Genomic DNA, 26,855 nt, shown 5'->3' with positions numbered 1-26,855 from the left:
CGCTACGGCTGAACGGTGAACGAGACGAAGCGCGTGCCCTGCATGTTTAACGTGCCCTGCGCGCCTTTTTCTATCGGGTTGTACTGCCATTGCTTCAGCCGCAGCGTAATGTTTTCACCACCCTGGTTAGGGCTGAACACCACCTCGTAATACATCGGCTCGTTGACCAACGGCTCGCGCTGCGGCGCACGGGTCTTGGCGACCGGGAAGCTCCGCTTGTCACTCACCGTCACCTGCAGACTGCGCATCGGCGCGCGATCGTTTTCCGCCTCCTGCTGGCGCTGTTTGAAGTAACGTTGCGTGGCCAGCACGGCGATCAACGCAATGACGGCGACAAAAAATAACGGTGGCTTACTCATCGGTTTCCCATTTCCTTCACGGTCAAATCGGCGTAAACATAGCATTCTCAAGAAAGCATTGTCGATCGTCGGCAGGCTACCTACACTGAAATGAAGAAGTGACATGGGTGACAGTTTGGAGCCGGTGGTTGCGGCTCCCTCCTACATAAGGAAGACATAAATGAGTTGGCCGTTCCTTGCCGTATTCTTTTCCGGTTGGCTGTTCGTCGACGCCTCTTACCGTGGGCCGCGCTGGCAGCGTTGGGTGTTCAAACCCGTCACGCTGCTGCTGCTGTTGCTGTTGGCCTGGCAGGCGCCGGTGCTCAGCGCCGCGGGCTATCTGATCGTACTCGGCCTGCTGGCAACGCTGATCGGCGATGCGCTGCTTCTGTTGCCGCGCGAGCGGGTGCTGTACGCCATCGGCGCCTTTTTCCTGTCCCACTTGCTGTACACCCTGAGTTTCGCTAGCCAGATGACGTTCAGTCTGTTCTGGCCGCTGCCGCTGGCGCTGCTGGCGATCGGCGCATTGCTGCTGGCCGCCCTTTGGACCCGGTTGGAAGAGATGCGTTGGCCGATCGTCACCTATGTGGCGATGACGCTGCTGATGGTCTGGCTGGCGGGCGAGCAATATTTCCTGCGCAGCACCGATTTCGGCTTCTCGCTGCTGACCGGCACCTCGCTGCTGCTGCTGGCCAACGTGGTTTGGCTGCTCAACCGCTACCGCTTCACCTTCCGCGCGGCGGACGCCATCGTGGCTTTCTGTTACTTCTCCGGCCACTTCCTGATCGTGCGTTCGCTCTACCTGTAGAGACCTGCCGCGGGTTCGGCGCGCCGAACCCGTTTCTTCATCAAGCCAGCGCTTTCAACGTCAGGGCATCACCCGCACCCAGCTGATTGCGGTACAGATCGCCGTCGCGCGAGAAGAACGCCAGCGTGCTGCCATCCGCCTGCAGCAGGGCGATGCCGTCCGGCGCCGGGCGCCAGCCCACCACCTCGGCCGCAAATACGCTTTGCAGACAACGCTGCCGATCCACCAGCTGGTAGCCGTTGGTCTCGCTTTGCTCATTGGCCAGAAACTCGATTTGGCATTGCCGTTCGCTGTCGGCTACCTGCCATTGCCCCGCCAGCGACTGCGCGGTCGGCAGCGCCAGACTGCCGGCCATCACCGCACTCGTCACCATCATGCCTCCCGCCGCCAGGGCGGCGCGCGTTAAAGTACCTTTCATACCGGCTCCCACATCACGCCCGGCCGAGACTGCGCCGGGCGCTCCGTTGCTGCGTTACACGATAAAGTCAGTGGCGACGTCTACCTGACCGACGATTTTCACCAGGAAGTCAGGCGCCTGATGACCACCGATGTTCACCGACAAATCGGTCACGTTGTTGGAAGCGTTGTAGCTCAGCAGCGCTTCACCGGCCGCGCCGCTGAAGTGATCGACGAAGTGAATGAAATCGCTGCTCTGCGCTTCTTTGTTGAAGAACGAAAGATCAATCTTGTCGATCCCTTTCTGGAAGTCGCGGATCCAGTCTGAAGCGCCCGGCGCGGAATCGCTGGCGGCAGAGAACACGAAGATGTCTTTACCGGCACCGCCCCACAGCTCATCCGCCCCGCCGCCGCCGAACAGCACGTCGTTACCCGCGCCGCCTTTCAGCACGTTATTGGCCGCGTTGCCGACGATCACGTCGTTGCCGGAACCGCCAATGGCGTTCTCGATGGTCACACCGGCGGCGATCGAGACGTTGCCTTTCAGGCCGCCCACGTCGGAGAACGACTTCTCGTTCAGGTTGATGCGCTGGTTAGCGGTATAACCGGAGAAGTCGAAGGTATCGTTGCCACCCGCATCCCAGGCCGCAAAGATCACTTTCTGCGAATTGCTGGTGGTGCTGAGGAAGTCACGACCGGTGTTGGAGTTAAAACCGTACACGGTGTCGCCGGTGCGGGTCGACAGGTTGGCGCCATACAGATGTTGAATGGCGGCAATGTCATCCAGCAGCGGAGCTGCGGCGTAATGACCGCCGTTATCACCACCGGTGTTGGTTTCGCTCCAGTAGCTCATCAGGCTGAACTGGCGGGTGTCTTCCGCATAAGTGACGTCGCGATAGGTCGGGTTGCCTTCACCGGCGTTGTAATCGCCCGGGTGGCTCAGACCCAGCGCATGGCCAATCTCATGGGTGAACGTCTGGCGGCCGTAGTCTTCGGTCGCCGGATGCTTCACGTTGGACTGGTTGACGTTGTACCAGGTCTGGCCTCCCAGATCCTGCCCCTGCCAAATGGTGTTCGGCAGGAAGGCGTAGGCCTGGGTGCCGTAATCATAGTGGCCGGGACGATCCTGGCTGTAGTTACCGAAGGTGATGTTGGCCTTTTGTCCGGCCGCCACTTCGGTAAAGGTGATATTGGCGACGTCGGCCCAGGACTGCAGCGACAGCTTAGCCTGCTGCTGCTGTTCCGCGCTGAACTTGCTCAGCCCGGTGTCGCCGGCGACGTTGGTGGAAGAGAACTTATAGTCCGGGAAGGAGAAGGTTAATTTGACCGGCTGGCCAAATACCTTGTAACCGTTCCAGGTTTGGTTCTCACGGGTAATAAACAGCCCAGCTTGCTCGTTAGAAAATGAATCCTTGCCATTAATCTGAATCCCGTTGCCCCGCTCATGATAATGCAACAGGTCGTCTACAGCATCGTAGCCGGTTGTGGCGGCCGCGAAGTTGGATTCAGTAATTTCAATTGCCTTTTTAGTAGATTGCATTGGTTCGATTCCACTCATTACCTGATTGATATCAATCAGACAGATAGACATAACCTCCCCGTAAGCCACGGTTAATGAACCTTAAGCTTGCTGGAAGGGGCTTATGCGCCGTTACCGGCAGTGTGTTTGGTAGAATTAATGCATATATATCAGCAAATAAGATCACCATTAAAAATGGTAATCGATTCCAATTATAGGCAGGACCGCAAAACTGCACATAAAATAATCAACCATTTATTATCGCAACGAAAGTTTGTTATGCTACTTTTTGCGCTTATTTACAAAACAAATGAAACTTAGAGAGGAGAAGTTGGCACCAAACTTCAATAGCAATGCGGCTTGCAGACACAAGCGAATCATGCTGGCTAATCAGGCGCCAAAAGATAAATTTTGCTAACGCGTTATAGATAAATAACTCTTTATTATTAGACCGGGCGACTTTTTAGTTTCTATAGGAATATTATTTTCTTATTTAAACTAACGGCGGCGAGACTTTTTCTCGAAATAGGTAATAAGAAAAAGCAATAGATTAAAATTCGCATTATTCATTATTGAATGAATCCCCCCATAACGCCTGAACGCCGTTAGCAATAATTCTCATCCGGCGCTTGACTCTGGAGTGGACTCCAGGGTGTAGAGTCAGCTGAGCAAACCCGGTTAACTGCCCGAAGGGGGACGTTATGCACAATCAGCAAAATCATAATCATCAGGAACATCACCACGCCGAAGGCGGATGCGGCTGCAACCACAGCCACAGCAAAACCCAGCATGGCTGCAGCAGCGAGCCGAAAAACGCCGCTGCGCAGACCGAACACGCCCATCACCATCACGATCATGGCGAGAGCGGCTGCTGCGCCGCCGCCCACGACGATCCGGACGAGGAAAGCGACAGGCTGGCCGCCGCTCCCCCTTCCGGCAGCCAACGTTTCAGCTGGAAAGTCACCGGTATGGACTGCCCCAGCTGCGCCAAGAAAATCGAAAATGCCGTCACCGCGCTCCCCGGCGTTGACAGCGCACGCGTATTGTTCGCCACCGAAAAACTGGTGGTCGACGCACAGTCCGATATCAGCCTGCGGATCCAGGACGCGGTCGCCCAGGCCGGTTTTACCCTGCTCGGCGCTCAGACAGCCAAAGATGCCGCGCCAAAAGCCTCTCGCTTCGGCGAATTTGCGCCGCTGCTGTTGTTAACCACCCTGATGATGGTCAGCTGGGTGCTGGATCGGATTAACCCGGAGCTGGGTCGCATCGCCTTTATCGCCACCACGCTGGTCGGGTTGGCGCCGGTCGCCGCGAAGGCGCTGCGTCTGATTCGCTCCGGCACGCCGTTCGCCATCGAAACGCTGATGAGCGTGGCGGCCATCGGCGCGCTGTTCATTGGCGCCACCGCCGAGGCGGCGATGGTGCTGCTGCTGTTTATGGTTGGCGAGCTGCTGGAATCCTACGCCGCCAACCGTGCGCGGCGCGGGGTGAAGGCGCTGATGGAGCTGGTGCCGGAAGATGCGCTGCTGCTGCAAGGCACGGAACGCAAACGCGTGCCGGTCGCCAGCCTGCGCCCCGGCGACGTGATTGAAATCGCGCCCGGCGGGCGTCTGCCGGCCGACGCCGAACTGCTCAATCCGTTCGCCAGCTTCGACGAAAGCGCCCTGACCGGCGAATCGGTGCCGGTCGAGCGTCAACGGGGGGAAAAAGTGGCCGCGGGCAGCCTGTCCGTCGATCAGGCGGCACAGATGAAGGTGATCTCAGAGCCCGGCAAAAACGCCATCGACCGCATTCTGCAATTGATTGAAGAGGCCGAAGAGCGCCGCGCGCCGATCGAACGCTTCCTCGATCGCTTCAGCCGCTACTACACCCCGGCCATTATGCTGCTGGCCGTCGCGGTGATCCTGGTGCCGCCGCTGCTGTTCTCGCAGCCGTGGGAGACCTGGATCTATCGCGGCCTGACGCTGCTGCTGATCGGCTGTCCATGCGCGCTGGTGATCTCGACGCCGGCGGCCATCACATCTGGGCTGGCCGCCGCCACGCGGCGCGGCGCGCTGATTAAAGGCGGTGCGGCGCTGGAGCAACTGGGCCAGATTCAAACCATCGCCTTCGATAAAACCGGCACCCTGACCGAAGGCAAGCCGACGGTCACCGACGTGCTGCCCATCGGCGCGCTCACCGAACAACGGCTGTTGCAGCTTGCCGCCGCGGTAGAGGCCGGTTCACATCACCCGCTGGCGCAAGCGATCATTAACCGCGCCGCCGCCAGCGGGGCCGAGCTGCCGCTGGCGCAGGCGCGCCGCGCGCTGGCCGGCGTCGGTGTGGAAGGGATCGTGGACGGCAAGACCGTGCTGATCAGCGCGCCGGGCAAGCTGGCGCCGGGCCTGCTCGACACCCAATGGCAGAGCCAGGTAGACAAGCTGGAAAACGCCGGTAAAACGGCGGTGGTGGTGCTGGCAGACGGCGCGCCCATCGGCTTGCTGGCGCTGCGTGATACGCTGCGCAGCGACGCCAAACAGGCGATAGCCGAACTGAACGCGCTGGGTATTCGCGGCGTGATGCTGACCGGGGACAACCCGCGCGCCGCCGCGGCGATCGCCGGCGAGCTGGGCCTCGACTATCGCGCCGGTCTGTTGCCGGAAGATAAGGTCGCCGCGGTTACCGAGCTGAACGAACTGCGCCCGACGGCGATGATCGGCGACGGCATCAACGACGCCCCGGCGATGAAAGCCTCCAACATCGGCATCGCCATGGGCAGCGGCACCGATGTGGCGCTGGAGACCGCCGACGCCGCCCTGACCCACAACCGGCTGGTGGGCGTCGCGGAAATGATCCGCATCTCGCGCGCCACCCACGCCAATATCCGGCAAAACATCACCATCGCGCTGGGATTGAAAGGGGTCTTTCTGATCACCAGCCTGCTGGGGTTAACCGGGCTGTGGCTGGCAGTGCTGGCGGACTCCGGCGCCACCGCGCTGGTCACCGCCAACGCGCTGCGGCTGTTGAGAAAGCGCCAATAACGTGACGCCAGGCCGGGTTCCTCAATGGGAACCCGCCATTATCGATTGCAGCGAAGATACTAAGGATATTGTCGGCGCGTATGTAACACCCGCAACACCCGGATGTGAGTTTCCAGCACCTGGTAAATCAGGAGATAATGGGGATGCAAGGGGATTTCATGCGTGCCGTCCACTCTGCCACGCCGGAAAATTCGAGGATGCCTGGCGGCGGGAGTGACGGCCTCCATGATGAGAACCTTCATTTTTCTGGCCGCCAGAGGGTTATCGTTGGCGATGAATCCCACAATCTCCGCCAGATCCTGACGTGCGGCTCGAGTCCATTCGATGTTGAGCATTATGCCTGCTTCGCGTTGATCCTGGCTTCTGCAGCAGCGATAACAGCATCCATTTCAGCCATCACGTCATCATGAGGAATACCGGGCCACGGCTCATCCATGGCTTCCTGAACTCTTTCAAGAAACCAGCGCTCATAGCCCTGTGTGTGTTCCTCATTTTCCATCTTGGCAACCGTAGGCAGTAGTAAAATACTCATCATCGTTTGTCCCTTTCGAACGCTCCCCAATCGCAGGGAGCTTATCTTACGAGACGATTAAAAACTATACACCTTTCCGTAACAGATAACGGTATGGCGCCTGCTCGGTCTCCTGCGCCACCAGCGTGTGCTCCATAAAGCGGCAGAACCCCGGGATATCGCGGGTAGTGGCCGGATCGTCGGCAATAATCAGCAGCGTTTCGCCGTTGTCCATATGGCGCACGGTTTTACGCACCATCATCACCGGTTCCGGGCAACGCAGCCCCAGCGCGTCGAGCGTCTGGTCTGCCTGGGCAAATAAGTCAGTCATGCAATTTTTCTCGTTCAAAAACGATCGGCGAACGCTCGCCGCATCTCATTAGCGCCTAGTTTACGCCGGTAGTTTTTCTGCGCAAGATGCGTTAACGTTTGCGTTAAATTTAACCATTGCATTGGTTGCGCAAACGCGTATCATGCCGCCGCGCAGCGTTTTTTGCTGTTTTGACAAGACACACTGGGTTCCCTCACCCCACTGCTAAAAAGGCTACAACATGTATTCGTTTACCGCACAGCAGCGCTTCACGGCGTTGGTCTGGCTTTCGCTGTTTCATATCGCCATCATTACCTCTAGCAACTACCTGGTGCAGCTGCCGATCACCGTTTTCGGCTTCCATACCACCTGGGGCGCCTTTACCTTCCCGTTTATCTTCCTGGCGACCGATCTGACCGTACGCATTTTCGGCGCGCCGCTGGCGCGACGTATTATCCTGGCGGTGATGGTGCCGGCGCTGTTCATCTCTTATGTGATCTCCACCGTCACCTATCAGGGAGAATGGCAGGGCTTCGCGGCGCTGAGCAGTTTTAACCTGTTCGTGGCGCGCATCGCCGTGGCCAGCTTTATGGCCTATGTGCTCGGCCAGATCCTCGACGTACACGTCTTCAACCGCCTGCGCCAACGCAGCGCCTGGTGGGTGGCGCCGGCGGCGGCGATGTTCCTCGGCAACATCAGCGATACGCTGGCGTTCTTCTTCATCGCCTTCTACAAGAGCAGCGATCCCTTCATGGCCAACAACTGGGTGGAGATCGCGCTGGTGGATTACAGCTTCAAGGTGATGATCTGCCTGCTGTTCTTCCTGCCGATGTACGGCGTGTTGCTGAACATGCTGCTCAAACGCATCGCGGCGCGCAGCGGCAGCCTGCAGCCGAGCTGAGTCGTGTTATTCTGGGCGGCCCTATCCTTTGGAGGCCGCCCATGCTCCCCATCGTCCGCACCGCCACGCTCGAAGAAATCCACCGCCTTTACCAAAGCATCCCCGAATTCGGCAGCCTGCATAGCCTGGCCGATCTGCAGCAGCGTATCGGCACCGCCCCCGCCAGCCTGTTGATCGCCGAGATAGACGGGCAGCCGGCCGGTTTCAAACTCGGCTATCAACGGCAGGAAACGGTGTTTTACAGCTGGCTGGGCGGCGTGCTGCCGGCATTCCGTCGCCACGGCGTGGCGCAGGCCTTGTTGGCCGAACAAGAACGCTGGGCGCGGGTGCAGGGCTATCGCCAACTGACGGTCAAAACCCGTAACCGGTTCCGCGCCATGCTGACGATGCTGCTCGCCCACCACTATCAGATTGTTCAGCTGGAAAAGAAAGGCGAAGTGGCTGATTATCGGCTATTACTGGAAAAAAACTTGTGACAACATCTGCCTTGCATTTCAACCTGGAATAGGTTGCGATACGACAGTGAATCCCTACCGGAAAGGAAGAAGGAAGCCCGATGCGTAAAGTAGCGAAATTGATGGGTATCAGCCTGCTGGCGCTTGGCCTCGCGGCCTGCGACGGCGACACCAAAGACACCAAGGCAGCGCCAGACGGCGCGGCGGCCAGCGCGCCGGCCGGGCAGCAGGTGAGCCTGCTGGACGGTAAGCTGGCGTTCACCCTGCCGGTCGGCATGGCGGATCAGAGCGGCAAGCTGGGCAACCAGGCCAACAACATGCATGTTTACGCAGACAGCACCGGCCAGCGCGCAGTGATCGTCATCTTGGGCGACAAGACCGCAGACAGCCTGGAGACCCTGGCCCAGCGCCTGGAGAACACCCAGCGCGCGCGTGACGCCAACCTGCAGGTGATCACCAACAAAGCGCTCGACGTCAACGGTGTGCCGCTGCGTCAGCTGGACAGCATCATCACCAGCGGCGGTGAAAAGGCGTATTCTTCCGTCCTGATCGGCTCGCTGAACAACAACATGCTGACCATCCAGGTAACGCTGCCGGCAGACAATCAGCAGCAGGCGCAGACTGAAGCCGAAGGCATCATCTCCACCCTGAAGCTGAAGCAGTAATCCCACAGAGGGCCGGCTTGCCGGCCCTTTCGTTTTTATGCCAGCGCCTGCGCCAGCAGGGTGATCGGATGTTCGCAGCGTTTGCTGGTGGACATTTCGATCTGCCACTTGCAGGTTTCGCAGTCGGTCACCACCAGATCCACTCCGCTCTCTTCTATCTGCCGGAACAGCGGCGCGCCAATGCCTTGCGACGTGGCGTAGTTCTCCGATTTGAACCCGTAAGTGCCGGCGATGCCGCAGCACTGCGAATCCAGCACCACCAGCTCCAGCCCCGGTATCTGCCGCAGCAGCTCCAGGGTATAGGCGGTCCAGCCCATCTTCTCCATATGGCAAGGCGTGTGATAAGCCACCCGCAGCGGCGTGCGCTTGAGCGGCAGGCTGCGCCCCTGATTGATCAGGCGATAGAGATAGCGCGTCGCCAGCTCCACCCGATCGCGCACCGCAGTGGTGTCTACGTCCAGCAGATGAGGGTATTCGTCACGCAGGGTGAAGGTGCAGCTCGATGAGGTCGCCACCACCGGAATGCCGCGCTCCAGCACCGTTTCCTGCAGCGATTCGGCATTGACCCTGGCCTGCTTTTTAGCCTGCTCGATAAATCCGTTGGCGATCAGCGGCACGCCGCAGCATTTCTCGCGTTTCAGCAGCTGCACGCCGATATCCAGCGCGTTGAACACCCGGACCAAATCCTTGCCCAGCTGCGGGTGGTTATAGTTGACGAAGCAACCGTGGAAGAATGCCACCTGCTCGGCGTAACGCTGCTGAGCCTGCGCCTGTTGCCGGTACCAGCGGCGGAAGGTGCCGAAGGAATATTTCGGCAGTTCGCGCCGGTGATCGATCTTCAGCGCCTTGTCCAGCAGCTTGCGCACCGGTTTCAACCCGGTGGCGGCGTTGACGATCGGCGCAAACGGCGTCGACAGCGATCCCATGATATCGGTATGGCTGAGGATGGCATCGCGCAGCGTCGGCTTGCTCTGGGCGAAGTCGGCGCGGGCGCGCTGAATGATGTCGCCGATTTTGACGTCGGACGGGCAGGCCACTTCACAACGCTTGCAGTTGGTGCAGTATTTCAGCGCTTCGTCGTACAGCGCCGGGTCTTTCAGCCGCAGCCGCTCACCGTCCGGCCCCGCCTGTTTCGGTCCCGGGTAAAGCGGGTTCACTTTGGCGACCGGGCAGTAAGTGGTGCAGACGGTGCATTTGATGCAGCTTTCAAAGCTGTGGTCCCGATGCAGGCTCATACGTTCTCCTCCGCGGCGATCTGCTGCGCGACGTGCAGCGCGCCGATCAATGACACGCCGGCGCCGCAGCCCTGCTGCAGCGGGTCGTAGCCGCCGGCGACCGCGCCGATGGCGTACAGGTTGTCGAACGGCACTCCCTGCTTCATCGCCCGCAACCTGCCGTCGGTACGCACGCCGAACTGCAGGTAAGGCTGCGGCGCGAACAGCTCGCGTCGGCTCCAGTCGGCGCGATCCGCCCGACTGTGTACGTCCAGCCCGAAGATCGGTTCGCGCACCCCGTCGAAATCGGCCACCAGTCCATTGCTGAAGAAGCTGCCGCTGGCCAGCACCACCTGCTGCGCCCGCAGCGGAATATCGCCGTGGTTGCGGGTGTACAAACCGGTGACGCGGCTGGCCTCGCTCTCGGCGCGCAGCACGCTGTCGCCCGGCATGAAAACGCCGCCCAACTGCTGGAAACGCCGCCGCAGCGCCTGATGCAAGCGCATGCCGGGCACCGAAGGCGGCAACGTCGGCAGCAGTCGGATCGGCTTGCCGACCGCATCCTGCAGCACCGCCAGCGACGCGTCGTCCTCCAGACCCAGACAGGCCGGCAGGAAGAGCGCCTCGGCCTCGCCCGCCAGCCGCCGCAGCTCTTCGGCCATCGGCGGCAGGCTTTCCATCAAATCCAGTACCCGGGCGATGTTCACCGCGCGGAACTCGCTGGGATTATTGCGCAATCTGTCCAGCGCCGGCATGTGCAGATAGGCCACGTCCGTCTGCACGCCGAGCTCGCGGCTCAGGGCGTCGGCGGCCATCTGCGGTTGGAAGTCGAGGAACCCTTCGATGCCGATCACCGCAATACGCCGCCACGGCAGTTGGCCGGTCAGCGGCAGCGTCGGGATCGCTTGCGGGCTGAGCCAGGTGGCGCGACGCGTACCGAGCGGCGTGATGCGCAGATGGTTGTTCACCCCCTCGCCCTGCAGATTCAACCCGCAGCGTTCCAGCAGCCGCTGCGCGGCGGCGGACAGCGCCGCCACCCGGCCGGGCCCGATCAGGGCGTACGGATGCTGCGGCGCCTGTTGCGCCAGCTGCGGCAACGCCGCCAGCGGCATCTCGACCGGCGTGCCGTCCGGCAATCTCGCCAGCAGATCGAGCGAGCCTGAGGAGAAGTAGAGCGCGCTCTGGCCAGAACTAACCACCGCGCAGCGCTTGCCCTGTTCGGCCACGGCAATGGCGCAGCTCAGGCCCGCCAGACCACCGCCAATCACCACAACGTCAAATCGCATCATCCGCCTCCTGCTCCTGGTCGGCCTGGGCTTCAAGCCCGCATAATCCCTGGTAAACCCAACTGGTGAATTCGCTCTCGCGCAGCGCATCGCCCCAGGCGATCGGCCGTACGCCTTTCCAGCGTTCGTTGAGGAACTGCGACAGCTGCGCGATGGATTGCTGCGGCGTGCTGACGTTAAAGCGCGTCAACAGCCCGGCGGCGCGGCAGGCGCAGAGTTCGCCCTGGCAGGTGCCCATGCCGACACGGGTGCGGCGGCGCAGATCCACCAGATTATTGACGGTCAGCGAGTTGACCGCATAGCGCACTTCCCCGGCGGTCACCGCCTCGCATTCGCACACCAGGCTGGTGTCGAGCCGATCGGCCGCCGGCACCTGGCTGGCGCGATCGCCGTGCCGATAGATCGCCGAGCCGCGAATGCTGGCGGGCAGAGAAACCACGCTGCGCACCGTTTCCTCCGCCGACTGACGGGATCCGGGCAGCGCGTCCTGCGCGGTGGTGCACGGACTATTTACGCCGAGCTTTTCGCATACCTTGTCGGTGGCCCACTCCGCCATCAGGCGGTAGGTCATCAGCTTGCCGCCGGTGATGGTGATAAACCCTTCCAGCCCGTCGCGGGCGGCGTGATCGAGCAGCACGATGCCGCGGCTGACGTTGCGCCCGCTGGGATCGTCGTCGCTGGCCACCAGCGGCCGCACCCCGGCATAGGCGCGCAAAATGCGGGTCTGCGCCAGGGTGGGCGCCAACAGCGCCCCTTCGCGGATCAGAATGTCCACCTCCTGCGGGGTCACCAGCATGTTGTCAATTTGGTCGTAGTCGATATGGGTCGAGGTGGTGCCGATCAGCGAGATGGTGTCGCCCGGCACCAGGATGTCGGCGTCCGCCGGTTTGCGGCAGCGGTTGATCACCATGTTGTTGATGCGATGGCCGAGGATCAGCAGCGCTCCCTTGGCCGGGAACATGCGGATGCGCAAATCGGCGTATTCGGCGATCTGCTGGCCCCAGATACCGGCGGCGTTGACCACCACCGGCGCGTGCAGCTCATAGCGCCGCTGATTCTGATGGTCGTAAACGCGCACGCCCGTCACCCGATCGCCGCTGCGCAGCAACCCCACCACCTGATGGTAGGTCAGGATCTGCGCGCCGTGCTCGCGCGCGTCCAGCATGTTGGCGGCGGTCAGCCGGAAGGGATCGACGGTGCCGTCCGGCACCCGCACCGCGCCGATCAGCGCCGGGTTGGCCGCCGGCTCCAGGCGCAGCGCCAGCTGCGGGTCGATCGCTTCGGCGTCGATGTCGGCCTGGCGACAGGCGGCGATAAACTGTTGCTGATAGTCCAGCGAGTCCTGCGGCAAGGTGATGAACAGCCCATCGGTGCGCTCGATGCAGTGGTGGGCAATGCGTTTCAGGATGCGGTTCTCTTCGATACACTCGCGCGCCGACTCGCCGTCGGTCACCGCATAGCGCGCGCCGCTGTGCAGCAAACCGTGGTTGCGGCCGGTGGCGCCGGTGGCGATGTCGTGGCGCTCCAGCAAAATGCATCGCAAGCCGCGCCGCGCACAGTCGCGGGCAATGCCTGCGCCGGTGGCGCCGCCGCCGATGATGATCACATCCGTTTCGCCGCCGTCAAAATAGCTGCTCATGTCGCTCCCTCAGGATCGGTAGTTATGAGCCTATTGAGCCACGGTTATTAGGGTCTTTGTTTGATAAGGAACAATAACGAACATAAAACGAAATAAAAATGTCCACAAAAAACCATCAATGTGATCATAATCACGATTTTTGGACGTTTTTCTATTTCATAACGTTAACGAATCGCTCAAAATCCGCCGTGGTTTCATGAAAGTGTAACAATTGCGCCATTCGTCACAGCGACACCAGGCGTATTTGATGACAATGGCGCTCGTTATGGAACACAAAAACACCACATTCGATATCCGCTCAATCATCAAATGAACGTAAAAGGTCATATTGATGTGATAACAGATAAAGCCATCGGAGGCGCTCATGTTGAGTATTTTTAAGCCGGCCGCACACATCGCCCGTGTGCCGAGCGATAAGGTAGACCCGCTCTACCGTAAGCTGCGCTGGCAAATTTTCCTGGGGATCTTCTTCGGTTACGCCGCCTACTATCTGGTGCGTAAGAACTTCACCCTGGCCATGCCTTACCTGATCGAACAAGGCTTCAGCCGCGGTGACCTCGGCTTCGCGCTGTCGGGCATCTCCATCGCCTACGGCTTCTCCAAATTCATCATGGGTTCGGTCTCCGACCGTTCCAACCCGCGAGTGTTCCTGCCTGCCGGCCTGATCCTGGCGGCGGCGGTGATGTTGTTCATGGGCTTCGTGCCGTGGGCAACCTCCAGCATCGCCATCATGTTCGTCCTGCTGTTCCTGTGCGGCTGGTTCCAGGGCATGGGCTGGCCGCCGTGCGGCCGCACCATGGTGCACTGGTGGTCGCAGAAAGAACGCGGCGGCATCGTCTCCATCTGGAACTGCGCCCACAACGTGGGCGGCGGCCTGCCGCCGCTGCTGTTCCTGCTGGGCATGGCCTGGTTCAACGACTGGCACGCGGCGCTGTACATGCCGGCCTTCGGCGCCATCCTGGTGGCCCTGATCGCCTTCGGCCTGATGCGCGACACCCCGCAATCCTGCGGCCTGCCGCCGATTGAAGAGTACAAAAACGACTACCCGGACGACTACAGCGAAAAAGACGAAGAAGAGCTGACCGCCAAGCAGATCTTCATGCAGTACATCCTGCCGAACAAGCTGCTGTGGTACATCGCGGTCGCCAACGTGTTCGTCTACCTGCTGCGTTACGGCATTCTGGACTGGTCGCCGACCTACCTGAAAGAAGTGAAGCACTTCGCGCTGGACAAGTCTTCCTGGGCCTACTTCCTGTATGAATACGCCGGTATCCCGGGCACCCTGCTGTGCGGCTGGATGTCGGACAAAGTGTTCAAAGGCAACCGCGGCGCCACCGGCGTGTTCTTCATGACGCTGGTGACCATCGCCACCGTGGTGTTCTGGATGAACCCGGCCGGTAACCCGACCGTGGATATGATCTGTATGCTGGTCATCGGCTTCCTGATCTACGGTCCGGTGATGCTGATCGGCCTGCACGCGCTGGAGCTGGCGCCGAAGAAAGCCGCCGGCACCGCCGCGGGCTTCACCGGCCTGTTCGGCTACCTGGGCGGCTCGGTTGCGGCCAGCGCCATCGTCGGTTACACCGTAGACTTCTTCGGTTGGGACGGCGGCTTCATGGTGATGATCGGCGGCGGCGTGCTGGCGGTTATCCTGCTGCTGCTGACCATGCTGAACGAGAAGAAACACCACGCGGAAATCGCTGCCGGCAAGCGCGGCTAACCGTCACACGACTTTTGCATGATTTAAAGGCCGCCCTGCGGCCTTTTTACTACCCTGCCCCCAACAACACGGAGAAAACGGAATGCGGACTCAAGTCAAAGCCCTGCTGACAGGGATCATTCTCGCCACCTCAATGGTCAGCGCCGCGCAGGCGGCGGACAAAGTGGTGATCGCCCACCGCGGTGCCAGCGGCTACCTGCCGGAACACACCCTGCCGGCGAAGGCGATGGCCTACGCGCAAGGCGCCGATTACCTCGAGCAAGATCTGGTGATGACCAAGGACAACGAGCTGGTGGTGCTGCACGACCATTACCTCGATCGCGTCACCGACGTCGCCGAACGTTTCCCGAACCGCGCACGAAAAGACGGTCGTTATTACGCCATCGACTTTACGCTGGCGGAGATCAAATCGCTGAAGTTCACCGAAGGCTTTGACATCGAAAACGGCAAGAAGGTACAGGGCTACCCTGGCCGCTTCCCGATGGGCAAATCCGACTTCCGCGTCCACACCTTCCAGGAAGAGATCGAGTTCGTACAGGGTCTGAACCATTCGACCGGCAAAAACATCGGCATCTATCCTGAAATCAAAGCGCCTTGGTTCCACAAGCAGGAAGGCAAAGACATCTCCAGCAAAGTGCTGGCGGTGCTCAAGCAGTACGGCTACACCGGCAAGAACGACAACGTCTACCTGCAGTGCTTCGACGCCAACGAGCTCAAACGCATCAAGAACGAGCTGGAGCCGAAGCTGGGCATGGATCTGAAGCTGGTGCAGCTGATCGCCTACAACGACTGGCAGGAAACCTACGAGCAGAAAGCCGACGGCAAGTGGGTGGAATACGACTATGACTGGATGTTCAAACCGGGCGCGATGAAGAAAATCGCTCAGTATGCCGACGGCATCGGGCCGGACTACCACATGCTGGTGGTGGCGGATCAATCCAAACCGGGCCACATCGTGCTGACCGACATGGTGAAAGAAGCTCACGCCAGCAAGCTGGCGGTGCACCCGTTCACCATCCGCGCCGATGCGCTGCCGAAGTACGTGACCGACGTAAACCAGCTGTATGACGTGATTTACAACCAGGCCGGCGTCGACGGCGTGTTCACCGACTTCCCGGACAAGGGCGTGCAGTTCCTGCAGAAGCAGGGCCAGCACAAGTAATAACAAGGGCGCTGCAAGGCGCCCTGATTATTTCAGAGGAACATCTTGCGCAGGTAGTGCGGCACCGCGTTATCGGCATTGGAACCGATCACCTCCAGCTCCGGCAGCATATCCTTCAGGCGCTGATGCGCATCGCGCATGATGCAGCCCTTGCCGGCCATCGACAGCATCTCCAGATCGTTCATGCCGTCGCCGAAGGCGATGCACTCTTGCAGCGTATAACCGATGATCTTGGCCACTTCTTCCAGCGCATGCCCTTTCGACACGCCGCCCGCCATCACTTCCAGGCAGGTCGGGAACGAGAAGCTGACGTTGACCCGATCACCCCAGCGGGCGTTGATGGCGTCTTCCACCTGCAGCAATCGCTCGTGGTCTTCACAGGTGAAGTACACCTTGCAGACGCCGTCGGTTTCCAGCAGGCCCGGCTCGAACAGCTGATATTTGAACACCGACTCCTGGAAGTACTCTTCCTGCTCCGGGCTTTCGCGGTTGGTAAACCAATCGTCGTTGCGGTAGACGTTGGTGGTAATCTGCGGATCGTCGTGCAGCATGCCGTACAGATCGCGGGCGATATCCCCGTCCAGGTTATGGCTGAAGATCAGCTCGCCGGCCGTGTTGTGCACCCGCGCGCCGTTGGAGGTGATCATAAAGGCGCTGATTTCCAGGCTGTCGCGGATCTGCGCCACGTCGATGTGGTGGCGGCCGGTGGCGAACACGAAATGCACGCCGCGCTGGGTCAGCAACTTCAGCGTTTCTTTGGCGTACGGCGACAGGGTATGGTCGGGAGACAGCAGCGTGCCATCTAAATCGGAAGCGACGACGTGATACATAGCGTTATGTTCTAACCTCTGATGGAGTTGTCGGCGGCAGCGCGCCGCCTAAGTGTTGAGCAAAGAAGCGCAGGATTGCGTTCAGTGCTTCGGCGCGCATCGCGTCCCGCTCGAACAGGATCTCATGGCGTGCGCCGTTGATAACCCACGGAAGCCCCCCTTCGCAAGGGCGCCCCGCGTCTGACAGAGCCTGACAAAAAGCCTGGTGCGAACGGTTGTCGACCACCCGTTCTTCACCGGCCTGCAAAAGCAACAGCGGCGTTGTGATTTTCCCGGCCTGCGCGATGATCTGCCGGCCAGCGCGGATGCTCTCACGCACCCAATGGTAAGTCGGCCCGCCCACCTGCAGCTCGGGATAGTCGGCGTAATAACGCAGGCTGCGCCGGTAGCGCTCGCGGCTGTGGGTCAACACGTTGACCACATAGGGCAGCGGACGCCACTGGCCGGTGCCCACCGCGTAATAATCACGGATCGCCGGGCGTGTCTCCACCCAGTCGAGAATGCGGTCGGCCAGCCAGCCCGGCATCGGCAGCTGGATGCCGAACATCGGCGCGCAAAACGCCGCCGCGTCGAACGCCTGCGGCCGGCGCTGCAGGAACTGCGCCAGGATCGCGCCGCCCATCGAATGCGCCAGCGCGAAACGCTGCCGGTAACCGCGCGACTCGACCTCGTGCAGCCACAGCTGCTCGAAATCGTCCACGTAGTCGGCAAAGTTTACCACATGACCGCGGTGCCTATCCGCCAGTAAACGCCCGGAGCGCCCCTGGCCGCGATGATCGACGATCACCACGTCGTAACCGCAGTGGAACAGGTCGTAGGCCACCTCAGGGTATTTCACGTAGCTTTCGATGCGGCCGGGGCTGACCACCACCACCCGCTGATGCCGCGCGGAACGGAAGCGCACAAAGCGGATCGGCACGCCGTCCACGCCGCTGAACTCGCCTTCTTCGCGCTGCCGCCAGAAATCCAGCAGCGGCCCGGTGGCGAAGGCAGCGAACTGCGTTTCACGCGTTAACCAGTCATCGGAGCTGAGAGTGAACGAGGTCATCGAGAGCGTTTTCCCTGTGGAGCCGGCGGAAAATGTGACCGCTGGCACAAGAAATCATACTAGCGTATTGTGATTCAATTCTGACAAAAAACGGCGCCGCCTCGGCGCATTGTGGCACAAAACGACACTTTCAGGGAGCCGAGAACCATGACCTTGGACTGGTGGTTAACCTACCTGCTGACCACGCTTATCCTTAGCCTGTCCCCCGGATCCGGCGCCATCAACACCATGAGCACCGGCATCAGCCACGGCTATCGCGGCGCCGCCGCGTCAATCGCCGGGCTGCAGGTCGGGCTGAGCGCGCACATCGTGCTGGTGGGCATCGGCCTCGGCGCGCTGATATCGCAATCGCTGCTGGCGTTCGAGCTGCTGAAATGGCTGGGCGCCGCCTACCTGGTGTGGCTCGGCATCCAGCAATGGCGCGCCGCCGGCGCGCTGGATCTGCATGCGCTGGCGGGCAGCATGCCGCGCCGCCGCCTGTTCCGCCGCGCAGTGCTGGTCAACCTGACCAACCCGAAAAGCATCGTGTTCCTCGCCGCGCTGTTCCCGCAGTTCATCTTGCCCCATCAGCCGCAGGCCGAACAGTATCTGGTGCTCGGCGTCACCACCGTGGTGGTGGATATTCTGGTGATGATCGGTTACGCCACCCTGGCGACGCGCATCGCCGGCTGGCTGAAGACCCCGCGTCAAATGCAGCTGCTCAACCGGGTGTTCGGTTCGCTGTTCATTTTGGTGGCGGGGCTGCTGGCGACCGCCCGCAAAGCCTGACAAAAAAGGCCGGGCATCGCTGCTCGGCCTTGGGCATTTCAATGCCGGTTAGCGGGTAAAGATCAGGTGTAACCCGAAGCCAGTAAACAGCACGCCAGCCACCCCGTCTATCCACTTGGCCAACCGCTGATAACCGCGGCGCATCGCCGGCAGCGCGAACACCACCGCCACCAGGCTGAACCAGACGAAGGTCTCGGCGACGATCAGCAAGAACAGCCCCCAACGCGCCCCGGCGCCGACGCTGTCGCCGACGAACAGCGAGAACACGCTGCCGAAATAGATCACCGCTTTCGGGTTGGACAGGTTGGTCAAGAAGCCGCGAATAAAGCTGCGCCCGGCCTTCGGCAACGCCACCTGGGCCTCTGCCGCCGGCGGAGCTTGCTGCGCCCGCGCGGAACGCAGCAGTTGCCACCCCATCCAGCACAGGTAAATGCCGCCGCCGACCATGATTATCTGATGCAGCCAGGCCATCTTCTGCAGGATCAGATGCAGCCCCATCAACGCCACGCCGGCCCATACCACGATGCCGAGCGAAATGCCGACCACGCCCATCATCGCCTCGCGGCGCGAGCGGCTGGCGGCGGTCTGCGACACGAAAAAGAAGTCCGGCCCCGGGCTCATCAGCGCAATCAGATGCACCAGCGCCACGGTGAGAAACAGCATCAGCATGATTTATCGCCCTCAGTCTTCGTCATTGTCGAGATGGTCGCGGATCATCGCCATAAAGGGCGCGCCGAAACGCTCCAGTTTGCGCTGCCCCACGCCGTTGACGCTCAGCAGATCGCCGGCCTTGATCGGCATCTGTTCGGCCATTTCCAGCAGCGTGGCGTCGTTGAACACCACGTAGGGTGGAATGTTTTCTTCGTCGGCGATCGACTTGCGCAGTTTGCGCAGCTTGGCGAACAGCTTGCGATCGTAATTGCCGCCGTAGGATTTCTGGTTGGCGCTGCTGCGCGACTTCAGGCTCTGAATGCGCGGCACCGCCAGCTGCAGCGCCACCTCGCCGCGCAACACCGGACGCGCCGCCTCGGTCAATTGCAGCGCCGAGTGCATGGCGATGTTCTGGGTGATAAAGCCCAGGTGGATCAGCTGACGCAGCACGCTGGTCCAGTGCTCCGTGGTTTGATCGCGGCCAATGCCGTACACCGGCAGCTTGTCGTGACCGTATTCGCGAATGCGCTGATTGTTGGATCCGCGCAGCACTTCCACGATGTACCCGAGGCCGAAGCGCTGGCCGACGCGGTACACGCAAGACAGCGCCTTGCGTGCGTCCTCCAGCCCGTCGTAGCGCTTGGGCGGATCGAGGCAGATATCGCAGTTGCCGCAGTTTTCGTGCTTGCCTTCGCCGAAGTAATTGAGCAGCACCAGGCGACGGCAGGTTTGCGCCTCGGCGAAAGCGCCCATGGCGTTCAGCTTGTGACGCTCGATGTCCAGCTGTTGCCCGGCGGGTTTCTCCTCCAGACAGCGGCGCAGCCAGGCCATGTCGGCGGGATCGTACAGCAGGATGGCTTCGGCCGGCAGGCCGTCGCGCCCGGCGCGGCCGGTCTCCTGATAATAGGATTCGATATTGCGCGGGATGTCGAAATGCACCACAAAACGCACGTTGGGTTTGTTAATGCCCATGCCGAAGGCGACGGTGGCCACCACCACCTGCAGATCGTCACGCTGGAACGCCTCCTGCACCTGGGCGCGGCGATCGTTGTCCAGCCCCGCGTGGTAAGCGCCGACGCTCAGCCCGCGGCTTTGCAGGCGCGCGGCGGTGTCTTCCACCTTGGCGCGGCTGTTGCAATAGATAATGCCGCTCTTGCCGCGCTGATCCTGCACGAAGCGCCACAGCTGGTCGAGCGGTTTGAATTTTTCCACCAGCGTGTAGCGGATGTTCGGTCGGTCGAAGCTGCTGACCTGCACCAGCGGATCCTGCAGCGACAGCAGACGCACGATATCGCCGCGCGTGGCTTCGTCGGCAGTGGCGGTCAACGCGATCACCGGCATCGACGGGAAGCGCTGTTTCAACTGCCCCAGCGCGCGGTATTCCGGCCGGAAGTCGTGGCCCCATTGGGAGATGCAGTGCGCCTCATCCACCGCCAGCATCGCCGGCGGGCAGTGATCGAGCAGGTTGAGGAAGCTTTCCATCATCAGCCGCTCCGGCGCGATGTACAGCATCTTGATGGTGCCGTTGCGGCAGCCGGCCATGACGTCCAGCTGCTCCTCGCGGGTTTGCGTCGAGTTGTAGCAGGCGGCGGAAACGCCGTAGGCCAACAGTTGGTCGACCTGATCCTTCATCAGCGAGATCAGCGGAGAAACGACCAGCGTCAGGCCGTCCATCACCAGCGCAGGGATTTGGTAACACAACGACTTGCCGCCGCCGGTCGGCATCACCACCAGGCAATCCTGCCCGCCGATCGCGGCATTGATAATCGTTTGCTGCCCCGGACGGAATTGCTGGTAGCCGAAGGTATCGCGCAATACCTGCTCGGCCAGCAACTCTCTGTTAATCACTGCTGCGGTTGACACACACTTCCCCATTTTTTCATCGGTACACACCCACCGGGTATGATTACACAATATCGTTCAGCATGACACCAACGCGCGCGTGACTCTTTTGCCTAAACGGGCTGGCAAGCAACAAAGGTTAAGCATAAAATCAACATTCCATTAACCTGGACTGACCAGTTAGCTCCCTTAAAACGCAAAAGAAAAACGGAAACCCGCTATGTCGACAACACCACTGACCCTGGAAGCCGCCCGCCGCAAGATCGGCGAAATTTTTGTCTACCACATGCCGTTCAACCGCGAGCTTGGCCTGGAGCTGCGCCGCTTCGACGATGACTACGTCGAGCTGAGCTTCACCAACCAGCGCAAGCTGGTCGGCAACGCCGCGCAGGAAATTCTGCATGGCGGCGTGATCGCCGCCGTGCTCGACGTCGCCGCCGGGCTGGCCTGCGCCGGCGGCGTGCTGACGCGCCTGGAGCCGCTGGTCGAAGAGGAGATCGCCGCCAAGCTGTCGCGCATGGGCACCATCGACCTGCGCGTCGACTACCTGCGCCCCGGCCGCGGCGAGCACTTCGTCGCCTCCGCCAGCGTGCTGCGCAGCGGCAACAAAGTCGCCGTCGCGCGCGTAGAACTGCATAACCACGACGGCCTGCATATCGCGACCGCCACCGCCACCTACCTGGTCGGCTGATGATTGTGTGCGGTGAGCGTCTTCAGTACACTCACCGCATCTTAAGTTCCCCACCAGAGTGACGTCATGGACGCAAAGCAAACGCGTCAGGGCATTTTCTTTGCCCTGGCCGCCTATTTTATGTGGGGCATCGCCCCGGCTTATTTCAAACTGATCCAGCAAGTGTCCGCGGATGAGATCCTCACCCACAGGATCATCTGGTCATTTTTCTTCATGCTGGCGCTGATCACGCTGGGCCGCAACTGGCCTAAAGTGCGCGCCGCCTGCCAAAATCGCAAACGGCTGCTGTTGCTGGCGGTCACCGCGCTGTTGATCGGCGGCAACTGGCTGCTGTTCATCTGGGCGGTGAACAATCACCATATGCTGGAAGCCAGCCTGGGCTACTTCATCAACCCGCTGGTTAACGTGCTGTTGGGGATGCTGTTTCTCGGCGAACGTTTCCGCCGCATGCAGTGGGTGGCGGTGGCGCTGGCGTTCACCGGGGTGCTGGTGCAGCTCTGGCAGTTCGGGTCGTTGCCGATCATCGGTCTGGGGCTGGCGTTCAGCTTTGCCTTCTACGGCCTGCTGCGCAAGAAAATCGCCATCGACGCGCAGACCGGCATGCTGATTGAAACGCTGTGGCTGCTGCCGGTGGCGGCGGCCTATCTGTTCCTGTTCGCCGACAGCCCCACCAGCCACCTGAGCGCCAACCCGTGGTCGCTGAACCTGCTGCTGGTCGCCGCCGGCATCGTCACCACCGTGCCGCTGCTGTGCTTCACCGCGGCGGCTACCCGGCTGCGCCTGTCGACGCTCGGTTTCTTCCAGTATCTCGGCCCGACGCTGATGTTCCTGCTGGCGGTCACCTTCTACGGCGAGACCGTCGGCCAGGACAAGCTGGTGACCTTCGGCTTTATCTGGGCGGCGCTGATCCTGTTCACCCTCGACGCGCTCTATACCCAGCGCAAGCTGCGCTGAGCCCGGCGCCGCCGGGTTACAGCCAGTTCTTGCGCTTGAAGTACAGGTAAGGGGCCAGGCCCGCCAGAATCATCAGCGTGATCGCCCCCGGGTAGCCGAACGACCATTTCAGTTCCGGCATGAATTCAAAGTTCATGCCGTAGCTGGAAGCCACCAGCGTAGGCGGCAGGAACACCACCGACACCACCGAGAAGATCTTGATGATGCGGTTCTGTTCGATGTTGATGAAGCCCATCGCCGCCTGCATCAGGAAGTTCACCTTCTGGAACAGCGATTCGTTGTGCGGCAGCAGGGATTCGATGTCGCGCAGCACTTCACGCGCCTGCTCCAGCTGGCCGGTCGGCAAACGCGCCTTGCGCACCAGGAAGTTGAGCGCGCGCTGGGTATCCATCAGGCACAAACGCACCTTCCAGCCGATATCTTCCAGCTCCGCCAGCGTCGAGAGCGCGGCGTCGTATTCGTCGCCCTGATGCCCTTCCATGATCACCCGGCTGAGCTGTTCCAGATCGCTGTAGATATTCTCTATCTCGTCCGCCAGCTGTTCAATCTTGGTCTCGAACAGATCCAGCAGCAGTTCGTAAGCGTTGCCTTCGAGCATCGTCTGGTTGCGGGCGCGCATGCGGTACAGGCGGAACGCCGGCAGTTCGCGCTCGCGCAGGGTATACAGACGCCCGTCGCGGATGGTGAACGCCACCGTGGAGTTGCCGGCATGATCTTCCGCATCTTCAAAGTAGAAGAAGGAGTGGATATGCAGACCGTCTTCGTCTTCGAAGAAACGGGCGGAGGCTTCGATGTCGTCCAGTTCAGGACGCGTCGCCAGGCTTTGTCCCAGCTCATTCTGCACGCGCTCACGCTCGCCCTCTTCCGGCTCGACCAGATCAACCCACAGCGATGACGTGAGATCATCTGAGTCGTCCAGTTCCAGACGGGACAAGCGGCGGTTATCTAATTTAAAAGCGCTCAGCATGTGCCAAAACTCCGTGAAGGTAACGGGTGCGGACAACGCGTTGAAGCACAGAAACAGAGGGAGATGCGTATCACCGATTTGTTTCAGACCATGAAGAGATCTGACTCATAGCGACACTTTGCGGGGTCGCCGACAACCACGAAGGCTATCAGCAAAAACGGAGAGCCTTAGAAGTTATACCTGCGGCGCAGGTCAGTGAGCCAGTATCTACTGGGTGTGTCCAAGGCGTCTGTCCTCAATGATAATAGTGCGCGCATGTTACGCCGAGAAGAAAAAGCCTGTCAACACGTTAGGCGGGATAATTGCGCAACAAATCATCACGATGATCAATAGCAGAAATGGGGCTTAAACCGTACTGAAAAAGTCGCGGCGATCGCTTACCGCCACCAAGAATGTTGTTAAGATGACATCACCCTAATGGTACGACAAGCATGCGGATTTAAATGATGAAACAGATTACCGCCCATGAACTGACCGCGATGAGCGAACAGGCCGCCAGCGTGGCCCGCCTGCGCGCGCACCGCACTTTACACGAAGAGTTGAGCGACCCGGTGCAACGCCTGGCGATCGCCATGGAACCCGGCACCTATATCCGCCCGCACCGTCACCCGCAAACCTGGGAATTGCTGACGCCGCTGCGCGGCCGTTTTGTGGTGCTGCAGTTCAACGATGACGGCGTCGTGACGCAGCGCACCCTGCTCGGCGAAGAAACCAAAGTGCTGGAGATGCCGGCATTTACCTGGCATGCGGTGCTGTCGGTCGATGCCGGCGGCGTGGTATTCGAAGTGAAGCAGGGCCCGTATCAGGCACTGACCGAAGAGGACTGCATGCAATGGGCGCCGCAGGAAGGCGGCGAAGGCACCGAAGCGGTGATGCGCTGGTATGCCACCGCGCAGGTCGGCGATCGCTACCCTCACTGATAATGAACGATTGCAGGGGCGTGCCCCTGCAACTCTCCCCTCTCTTTATACCGTTTCCAGGCGAGCGTAGGCCGCCACCAGCCACTTGATGCCCTCGCCCGGGAAAGCGATCTGCAGCCGGCTGTGCTCGCCGCTGCCCTCCAGATTGACGATGGTGCCTTCGCCAAACTTGGGATGACGCACGCGCTGGCCCAGCTTGTAACCAGTATCGTTCTCGCTGATCGGCGTACCCATGCGGCGGTGATTGACCGGGCGCGATACGCTGGCGCGCAGGCGCACTTCTTCCACACACTCTTCCGGCAGCTCGCCGATAAAGCGCGACGGCCGGTGGTAAACCTCTTTACCGTACAGACGGCGCGTTTCGGCATAGGTCAGCGTCAGCTTCTGCATGGCGCGCGTTACGCCCACATAGGCCAGGCGGCGCTCCTCTTCCAGACGGCCGCCTTCATCCAGCGACATCTGGCTCGGGAACATGCCTTCTTCCATGCCGACGATAAACACCAGCGGGAACTCCAGGCCCTTGGCGGAGTGCAGGGTCATCAGCTGCACCGCGTCCTGATAGGCGTCGGCCTGGCCTTCGCCCGCCTCCAGGGCCGCATGCGACAGGAACGCCTGCAGCGGCATCAGATCCTGATCTTCTTCCTGATAGCTGAACTGGCGCGTCGCCGTCACCAGTTCCTCAAGGTTTTCGATGCGCGCCTGCCCCTTTTCGCCTTTCTCCTGCTCATACATGATGAACAGCCCGGAATCGCGGATCACCCGGTCGGTCTGCACGTGCAGCGGCATGTCGGCGGTTTCATGCGCCAGCGACTCCACCAGTTCGATAAAGCGCTGCAGCGCCGACGCGGCGCGGCCGGCCAACACTTTGTCCTGCATCAGCTCGCGCGTCGCCTGCCACAGCGTCAGCTGGCGATCGCGCGCCGCCTGGCGCACCACGTCGAGGGTACGATCGCCGATGCCGCGCGTCGGGGTGTTGACCACGCGCTCGAAGGCCGCATCGTCGTTGCGGTTGGAAATGAGGCGCAGGTAAGCCAGCGCATCCTTGATTTCCTGGCGTTCGAAGAAGCGCTGGCCGCCGTAGATGCGGTACGGCATCGCCGTCTGCAGCAGCGCCTCTTCCAGCACGCGCGACTGGGCGTTGCTGCGGTACAGGATGGCGCAGTCGTTCAGCGCCCCGCCGTTGTCCTGCCAGGTCTTGATGCGGTTGACCACGAAGCGCGCTTCGTCGAGTTCGTTGAAGGCACAGTAAATGGAGATCGGTTCGCCTTCGCCGCCTTCGGTCCACAGGTTTTTACCCATGCGCCCGTCGTTGTTGGCGATCAGGGTGTTGGCCGCTTTCAGGATGTTGCTGGTGGAACGGTAGTTCTGCTCCAGGCGGATGGTTTCCGCGCCGGGGAAATCTTTCAGGAAGCGCTGGATGTTTTCCACCTGCGCGCCGCGCCAACCGTAGATCGACTGGTCATCGTCACCGACGATCATCACGTTGCTGTTGCCGCCCGCCAGCAGACGGATCCAGGCGTACTGGATGCTGTTGGTATCCTGGAATTCGTCCACCAGCACGTTGGTGAAACGTTCGCGGTAGTGGTTGAGGATATGCGGCTTGTTCAGCCACAGCTCGTGCGCGCGCAGCAGCAGCTCGGCGAAATCCACCAGCCCCGCGCGATCGCAGGCTTCCTGATAGGCCTGGTAGATGCGCAGCCAGGTGGCCTCTACCGGGTTGTTGTAGGTCTCGACGTGCTGTGGCCGCAGGCCCTCGTCTTTCTTGCCGTTGATGTACCACATCGCCTGACGCGGCGGCCACTGCTTCTCGTCGACGTTCAGCGCCTTGATGATGCGCTTGAGCAGCCGCAGCTGGTCGTCGCTGTCGAGGATCTGGAAATCCTGCGGCAGGTTGGCTTCCAGATGGTGGGCGCGCAACAGACGATGCGCCAGGCCGTGGAAGGTGCCGATCCACATGCCGCCCTGGCTGGTGCCGATCAGATGTTCGATACGGTGGCGCATTTCCGCCGCCGCCTTGTTGGTGAAGGTCACCGCCATGATCGAATACGGCGAACAGTTCTCCACCGACAGCAGCCAGGCGATGCGATGCACCAGTACCCGGGTCTTGCCGCTGCCCGCCCCGGCCAGAACCAACAGGTTGCTGCGCGGCGCCGCCACGGCTTCACGTTGTTTTTCATTCAGGCTGTCGAGCAGATCGGAGACGTCCATAGGCACCACTAATGGTTAAGGGAAAACCCGCC

26 protein-coding genes are annotated in these 26,855 nt (G+C 61.0%); 11 read left to right on the top strand and 15 right to left on the bottom strand.

Annotation, left to right across the window (positions count from 1 at the left end; genetic code table 11):
* Positions 1 to 2 precede the first annotated feature (2 nt).
* Positions 3 to 359: a DUF2500 domain-containing protein gene (locus CPH57_RS21765; RefSeq protein ID WP_033644996.1), complete on the bottom strand. Its 357-nt coding sequence runs from the start codon at positions 357 to 359 to the stop codon at positions 3 to 5.
* A gap of 160 nt (positions 360 to 519) precedes the next feature.
* Between CPH57_RS21765 and CPH57_RS21760 the strand changes: the two genes are divergently transcribed.
* Positions 520 to 1,146, top strand: a complete 627-nt coding sequence (locus CPH57_RS21760) for a lysoplasmalogenase (protein WP_033644998.1) — start codon at positions 520 to 522, stop codon at positions 1,144 to 1,146.
* A gap of 40 nt (positions 1,147 to 1,186) precedes the next feature.
* On the opposite strand, the gene CPH57_RS21755 is transcribed toward CPH57_RS21760, so the two are convergent.
* A complete protein-coding gene (locus CPH57_RS21755) occupies positions 1,187 to 1,564 on the bottom strand; it encodes an AprI/Inh family metalloprotease inhibitor (RefSeq protein WP_025304893.1) in 378 nt (125 codons plus the stop codon).
* A 54-nt stretch (positions 1,565 to 1,618) separates the two neighbouring features.
* A complete protein-coding gene (locus tag CPH57_RS21750) occupies positions 1,619 to 3,082 on the bottom strand; it encodes a serralysin family metalloprotease (RefSeq protein WP_033644999.1) in 1,464 nt (487 codons plus the stop codon).
* Between the two features lie 680 nt (positions 3,083 to 3,762).
* On the opposite strand from CPH57_RS21750, the gene CPH57_RS21745 reads away from it, so the two are divergent.
* Positions 3,763 to 6,081, top strand: coding sequence for a zinc/cadmium/mercury/lead-transporting ATPase (locus tag CPH57_RS21745; RefSeq protein ID WP_096242713.1), 2,319 nt, complete (start codon positions 3,763 to 3,765; stop codon positions 6,079 to 6,081).
* A 59-nt stretch (positions 6,082 to 6,140) separates the two neighbouring features.
* On the opposite strand, the gene CPH57_RS21740 is transcribed toward CPH57_RS21745, so the two are convergent.
* From CPH57_RS21740 to tusA, 3 genes are all read right to left on the bottom strand, one after another.
* Positions 6,141 to 6,416: a type II toxin-antitoxin system mRNA interferase toxin, RelE/StbE family gene (locus tag CPH57_RS21740; protein WP_033645001.1), complete on the bottom strand. Its 276-nt coding sequence runs from the start codon at positions 6,414 to 6,416 to the stop codon at positions 6,141 to 6,143.
* Positions 6,416 to 6,616: a stability determinant gene (locus tag CPH57_RS21735; RefSeq protein ID WP_223524348.1), complete on the bottom strand. Its 201-nt coding sequence runs from the start codon at positions 6,614 to 6,616 to the stop codon at positions 6,416 to 6,418. The genes CPH57_RS21740 and CPH57_RS21735 overlap by 1 nt, the downstream gene beginning before the upstream one ends.
* Positions 6,617 to 6,677: 61 nt before the next feature.
* A complete protein-coding gene (gene tusA / locus CPH57_RS21730) occupies positions 6,678 to 6,923 on the bottom strand; it encodes a sulfurtransferase TusA (protein ID WP_025304890.1) in 246 nt (81 codons plus the stop codon).
* A 220-nt stretch (positions 6,924 to 7,143) separates the two neighbouring features.
* Between tusA and CPH57_RS21725 the strand changes: the two genes are divergently transcribed.
* The 3 genes from CPH57_RS21725 (at position 7,144) to CPH57_RS21715 (ending at position 8,923) form a co-directional block, all read left to right on the top strand.
* Complete coding sequence (locus CPH57_RS21725) at positions 7,144 to 7,803, top strand: 7-cyano-7-deazaguanine/7-aminomethyl-7-deazaguanine transporter (protein WP_025304889.1); 660 nt, start codon at positions 7,144 to 7,146, stop codon at positions 7,801 to 7,803.
* A gap of 41 nt (positions 7,804 to 7,844) precedes the next feature.
* On the top strand, positions 7,845 to 8,279 hold the full coding sequence (locus CPH57_RS21720) for a GNAT family N-acetyltransferase (RefSeq protein ID WP_046688054.1): 435 nt from the start codon (positions 7,845 to 7,847) through the stop codon (positions 8,277 to 8,279).
* An 80-nt stretch (positions 8,280 to 8,359) separates the two neighbouring features.
* Positions 8,360 to 8,923, top strand: coding sequence for a DcrB family lipoprotein (locus CPH57_RS21715; protein WP_046688053.1), 564 nt, complete (start codon positions 8,360 to 8,362; stop codon positions 8,921 to 8,923).
* A gap of 35 nt (positions 8,924 to 8,958) precedes the next feature.
* Here the strand turns inward: CPH57_RS21715 and glpC are convergent, their stop codons facing one another.
* From glpC to glpA, 3 genes are read right to left on the bottom strand one after another with little or no spacing between them, the layout of a single operon-like run.
* Complete coding sequence (gene glpC / locus CPH57_RS21710) at positions 8,959 to 10,158, bottom strand: anaerobic glycerol-3-phosphate dehydrogenase subunit GlpC (RefSeq protein WP_033645005.1); 1,200 nt, start codon at positions 10,156 to 10,158, stop codon at positions 8,959 to 8,961.
* Entirely contained in the window at positions 10,155 to 11,423 is a 1,269-nt protein-coding gene (gene glpB / locus CPH57_RS21705) for a glycerol-3-phosphate dehydrogenase subunit GlpB (protein WP_089195354.1), read from the bottom strand. The genes glpC and glpB overlap by 4 nt, the downstream gene beginning before the upstream one ends.
* Complete coding sequence (gene glpA, locus CPH57_RS21700) at positions 11,413 to 13,062, bottom strand: anaerobic glycerol-3-phosphate dehydrogenase subunit A (RefSeq protein ID WP_033645008.1); 1,650 nt, start codon at positions 13,060 to 13,062, stop codon at positions 11,413 to 11,415. The genes glpB and glpA overlap by 11 nt, the downstream gene beginning before the upstream one ends.
* Before the next feature lie 364 nt (positions 13,063 to 13,426).
* Between glpA and glpT the strand changes: the two genes are divergently transcribed.
* The gene (gene glpT / locus CPH57_RS21690) at positions 13,427 to 14,782 is read left to right on the top strand and encodes a glycerol-3-phosphate transporter (protein ID WP_033645009.1); all 1,356 of its coding nucleotides are present in this window, start codon (positions 13,427 to 13,429) and stop codon (positions 14,780 to 14,782) included.
* 82 nt (positions 14,783 to 14,864) lie between these two features.
* Positions 14,865 to 15,944: a glycerophosphodiester phosphodiesterase gene (gene glpQ, locus CPH57_RS21685; RefSeq protein WP_025304882.1), complete on the top strand. Its 1,080-nt coding sequence runs from the start codon at positions 14,865 to 14,867 to the stop codon at positions 15,942 to 15,944.
* A 32-nt stretch (positions 15,945 to 15,976) separates the two neighbouring features.
* Here glpQ and yigL read toward each other — a convergent pair whose 3' ends face one another.
* Both yigL and pldB read right to left on the bottom strand, forming a co-directional pair.
* Positions 15,977 to 16,774, bottom strand: a complete 798-nt coding sequence (yigL, locus tag CPH57_RS21680; RefSeq protein ID WP_033645010.1) for a sugar/pyridoxal phosphate phosphatase YigL — start codon at positions 16,772 to 16,774, stop codon at positions 15,977 to 15,979.
* Between the two features lie 4 nt (positions 16,775 to 16,778).
* A complete protein-coding gene (gene pldB, locus CPH57_RS21675) occupies positions 16,779 to 17,822 on the bottom strand; it encodes a lysophospholipase L2 (protein WP_096242712.1) in 1,044 nt (347 codons plus the stop codon).
* A 147-nt stretch (positions 17,823 to 17,969) separates the two neighbouring features.
* Here pldB and rhtB point away from each other — a divergent pair, with 147 nt between their 5' ends.
* On the top strand, positions 17,970 to 18,590 hold the full coding sequence (rhtB, locus tag CPH57_RS21670) for a homoserine/homoserine lactone efflux protein (RefSeq protein WP_033645013.1): 621 nt from the start codon (positions 17,970 to 17,972) through the stop codon (positions 18,588 to 18,590).
* A 48-nt stretch (positions 18,591 to 18,638) separates the two neighbouring features.
* Here the strand turns inward: rhtB and rhtC are convergent, their stop codons facing one another.
* The gene (rhtC, locus tag CPH57_RS21665) at positions 18,639 to 19,259 is read right to left on the bottom strand and encodes a threonine export protein RhtC (RefSeq protein ID WP_033645015.1); all 621 of its coding nucleotides are present in this window, start codon (positions 19,257 to 19,259) and stop codon (positions 18,639 to 18,641) included.
* A 12-nt stretch (positions 19,260 to 19,271) separates the two neighbouring features.
* Positions 19,272 to 21,104 (bottom strand): ATP-dependent DNA helicase RecQ, encoded by a 1,833-nt coding sequence (gene recQ, locus CPH57_RS21660; protein WP_046688049.1) that lies wholly within the window; start codon positions 21,102 to 21,104, stop codon positions 19,272 to 19,274.
* Positions 21,105 to 21,303: 199 nt separating this feature from the next.
* On the opposite strand from recQ, the gene CPH57_RS21655 reads away from it, so the two are divergent.
* Both CPH57_RS21655 and rarD read left to right on the top strand, forming a co-directional pair.
* The gene (locus CPH57_RS21655) at positions 21,304 to 21,774 is read left to right on the top strand and encodes a thioesterase family protein (protein WP_033645017.1); all 471 of its coding nucleotides are present in this window, start codon (positions 21,304 to 21,306) and stop codon (positions 21,772 to 21,774) included.
* Between the two features lie 66 nt (positions 21,775 to 21,840).
* The gene (rarD, locus tag CPH57_RS21650; protein WP_033645018.1) at positions 21,841 to 22,728 is read left to right on the top strand and encodes an EamA family transporter RarD; all 888 of its coding nucleotides are present in this window, start codon (positions 21,841 to 21,843) and stop codon (positions 22,726 to 22,728) included.
* 16 nt (positions 22,729 to 22,744) lie between these two features.
* Here the strand turns inward: rarD and corA are convergent, their stop codons facing one another.
* Positions 22,745 to 23,695 (bottom strand): magnesium/cobalt transporter CorA, encoded by a 951-nt coding sequence (corA, locus tag CPH57_RS21645; protein ID WP_004934262.1) that lies wholly within the window; start codon positions 23,693 to 23,695, stop codon positions 22,745 to 22,747.
* Positions 23,696 to 24,141: 446 nt separating this feature from the next.
* Here corA and CPH57_RS21640 point away from each other — a divergent pair, with 446 nt between their 5' ends.
* The gene (locus CPH57_RS21640; protein ID WP_025160392.1) at positions 24,142 to 24,615 is read left to right on the top strand and encodes a WbuC family cupin fold metalloprotein; all 474 of its coding nucleotides are present in this window, start codon (positions 24,142 to 24,144) and stop codon (positions 24,613 to 24,615) included.
* Between the two features lie 45 nt (positions 24,616 to 24,660).
* On the opposite strand, the gene uvrD is transcribed toward CPH57_RS21640, so the two are convergent.
* Positions 24,661 to 26,823 carry a DNA helicase II gene (uvrD, locus tag CPH57_RS21635; RefSeq protein WP_038874108.1) on the bottom strand — a complete coding sequence of 721 codons (2,163 nt, stop codon included), beginning with the start codon at positions 26,821 to 26,823 and terminating at the stop codon, positions 24,661 to 24,663.
* Between the last annotated feature and the right edge of the window lie 32 nt (positions 26,824 to 26,855).

The sequence above is a fragment of the Serratia sp. JKS000199 genome (assembly GCF_900215455.1).
Lineage (GTDB): Bacteria > Pseudomonadota > Gammaproteobacteria > Enterobacterales > Enterobacteriaceae > Serratia > Serratia ureilytica.
This window is presented reverse-complemented; position numbering and strand designations above follow the sequence as displayed.

What these genes read in the sequence shown, in the direction of transcription:
- CPH57_RS21765 (WP_033644996.1), bottom strand. Translation starts at nt 359, where the DNA reads ATGAGTAAGCCACCGTTATTTTTTGTCGCCGTCATTGCGTTGATCGCC.
- CPH57_RS21760 (WP_033644998.1), top strand. Translation starts at nt 520, where the DNA reads ATGAGTTGGCCGTTCCTTGCCGTATTCTTTTCCGGTTGGCTGTTCGTC.
- CPH57_RS21755 (WP_025304893.1), bottom strand. Translation starts at nt 1,564, where the DNA reads ATGAAAGGTACTTTAACGCGCGCCGCCCTGGCGGCGGGAGGCATGATG.
- CPH57_RS21750 (WP_033644999.1), bottom strand. Translation starts at nt 3,082, where the DNA reads ATGCAATCTACTAAAAAGGCAATTGAAATTACTGAATCCAACTTCGCG.
- CPH57_RS21745 (WP_096242713.1), top strand. Translation starts at nt 3,763, where the DNA reads ATGCACAATCAGCAAAATCATAATCATCAGGAACATCACCACGCCGAA.
- CPH57_RS21740 (WP_033645001.1), bottom strand. Translation starts at nt 6,416, where the DNA reads ATGCTCAACATCGAATGGACTCGAGCCGCACGTCAGGATCTGGCGGAG.
- CPH57_RS21735 (WP_223524348.1), bottom strand. Translation starts at nt 6,616, where the DNA reads ATGATGAGTATTTTACTACTGCCTACGGTTGCCAAGATGGAAAATGAG.
- tusA (WP_025304890.1), bottom strand. Translation starts at nt 6,923, where the DNA reads ATGACTGACTTATTTGCCCAGGCAGACCAGACGCTCGACGCGCTGGGG.
- CPH57_RS21725 (WP_025304889.1), top strand. Translation starts at nt 7,144, where the DNA reads ATGTATTCGTTTACCGCACAGCAGCGCTTCACGGCGTTGGTCTGGCTT.
- CPH57_RS21720 (WP_046688054.1), top strand. Translation starts at nt 7,845, where the DNA reads ATGCTCCCCATCGTCCGCACCGCCACGCTCGAAGAAATCCACCGCCTT.
- CPH57_RS21715 (WP_046688053.1), top strand. Translation starts at nt 8,360, where the DNA reads ATGCGTAAAGTAGCGAAATTGATGGGTATCAGCCTGCTGGCGCTTGGC.
- glpC (WP_033645005.1), bottom strand. Translation starts at nt 10,158, where the DNA reads ATGAGCCTGCATCGGGACCACAGCTTTGAAAGCTGCATCAAATGCACC.
- glpB (WP_089195354.1), bottom strand. Translation starts at nt 11,423, where the DNA reads ATGCGATTTGACGTTGTGGTGATTGGCGGTGGTCTGGCGGGCCTGAGC.
- glpA (WP_033645008.1), bottom strand. Translation starts at nt 13,062, where the DNA reads ATGAGCAGCTATTTTGACGGCGGCGAAACGGATGTGATCATCATCGGC.
- glpT (WP_033645009.1), top strand. Translation starts at nt 13,427, where the DNA reads ATGTTGAGTATTTTTAAGCCGGCCGCACACATCGCCCGTGTGCCGAGC.
- glpQ (WP_025304882.1), top strand. Translation starts at nt 14,865, where the DNA reads ATGCGGACTCAAGTCAAAGCCCTGCTGACAGGGATCATTCTCGCCACC.
- yigL (WP_033645010.1), bottom strand. Translation starts at nt 16,774, where the DNA reads ATGTATCACGTCGTCGCTTCCGATTTAGATGGCACGCTGCTGTCTCCC.
- pldB (WP_096242712.1), bottom strand. Translation starts at nt 17,822, where the DNA reads ATGACCTCGTTCACTCTCAGCTCCGATGACTGGTTAACGCGTGAAACG.
- rhtB (WP_033645013.1), top strand. Translation starts at nt 17,970, where the DNA reads ATGACCTTGGACTGGTGGTTAACCTACCTGCTGACCACGCTTATCCTT.
- rhtC (WP_033645015.1), bottom strand. Translation starts at nt 19,259, where the DNA reads ATGCTGATGCTGTTTCTCACCGTGGCGCTGGTGCATCTGATTGCGCTG.
- CPH57_RS21655 (WP_033645017.1), top strand. Translation starts at nt 21,304, where the DNA reads ATGTCGACAACACCACTGACCCTGGAAGCCGCCCGCCGCAAGATCGGC.
- rarD (WP_033645018.1), top strand. Translation starts at nt 21,841, where the DNA reads ATGGACGCAAAGCAAACGCGTCAGGGCATTTTCTTTGCCCTGGCCGCC.
- corA (WP_004934262.1), bottom strand. Translation starts at nt 23,695, where the DNA reads ATGCTGAGCGCTTTTAAATTAGATAACCGCCGCTTGTCCCGTCTGGAA.
- CPH57_RS21640 (WP_025160392.1), top strand. Translation starts at nt 24,142, where the DNA reads ATGAAACAGATTACCGCCCATGAACTGACCGCGATGAGCGAACAGGCC.
- uvrD (WP_038874108.1), bottom strand. Translation starts at nt 26,823, where the DNA reads ATGGACGTCTCCGATCTGCTCGACAGCCTGAATGAAAAACAACGTGAA.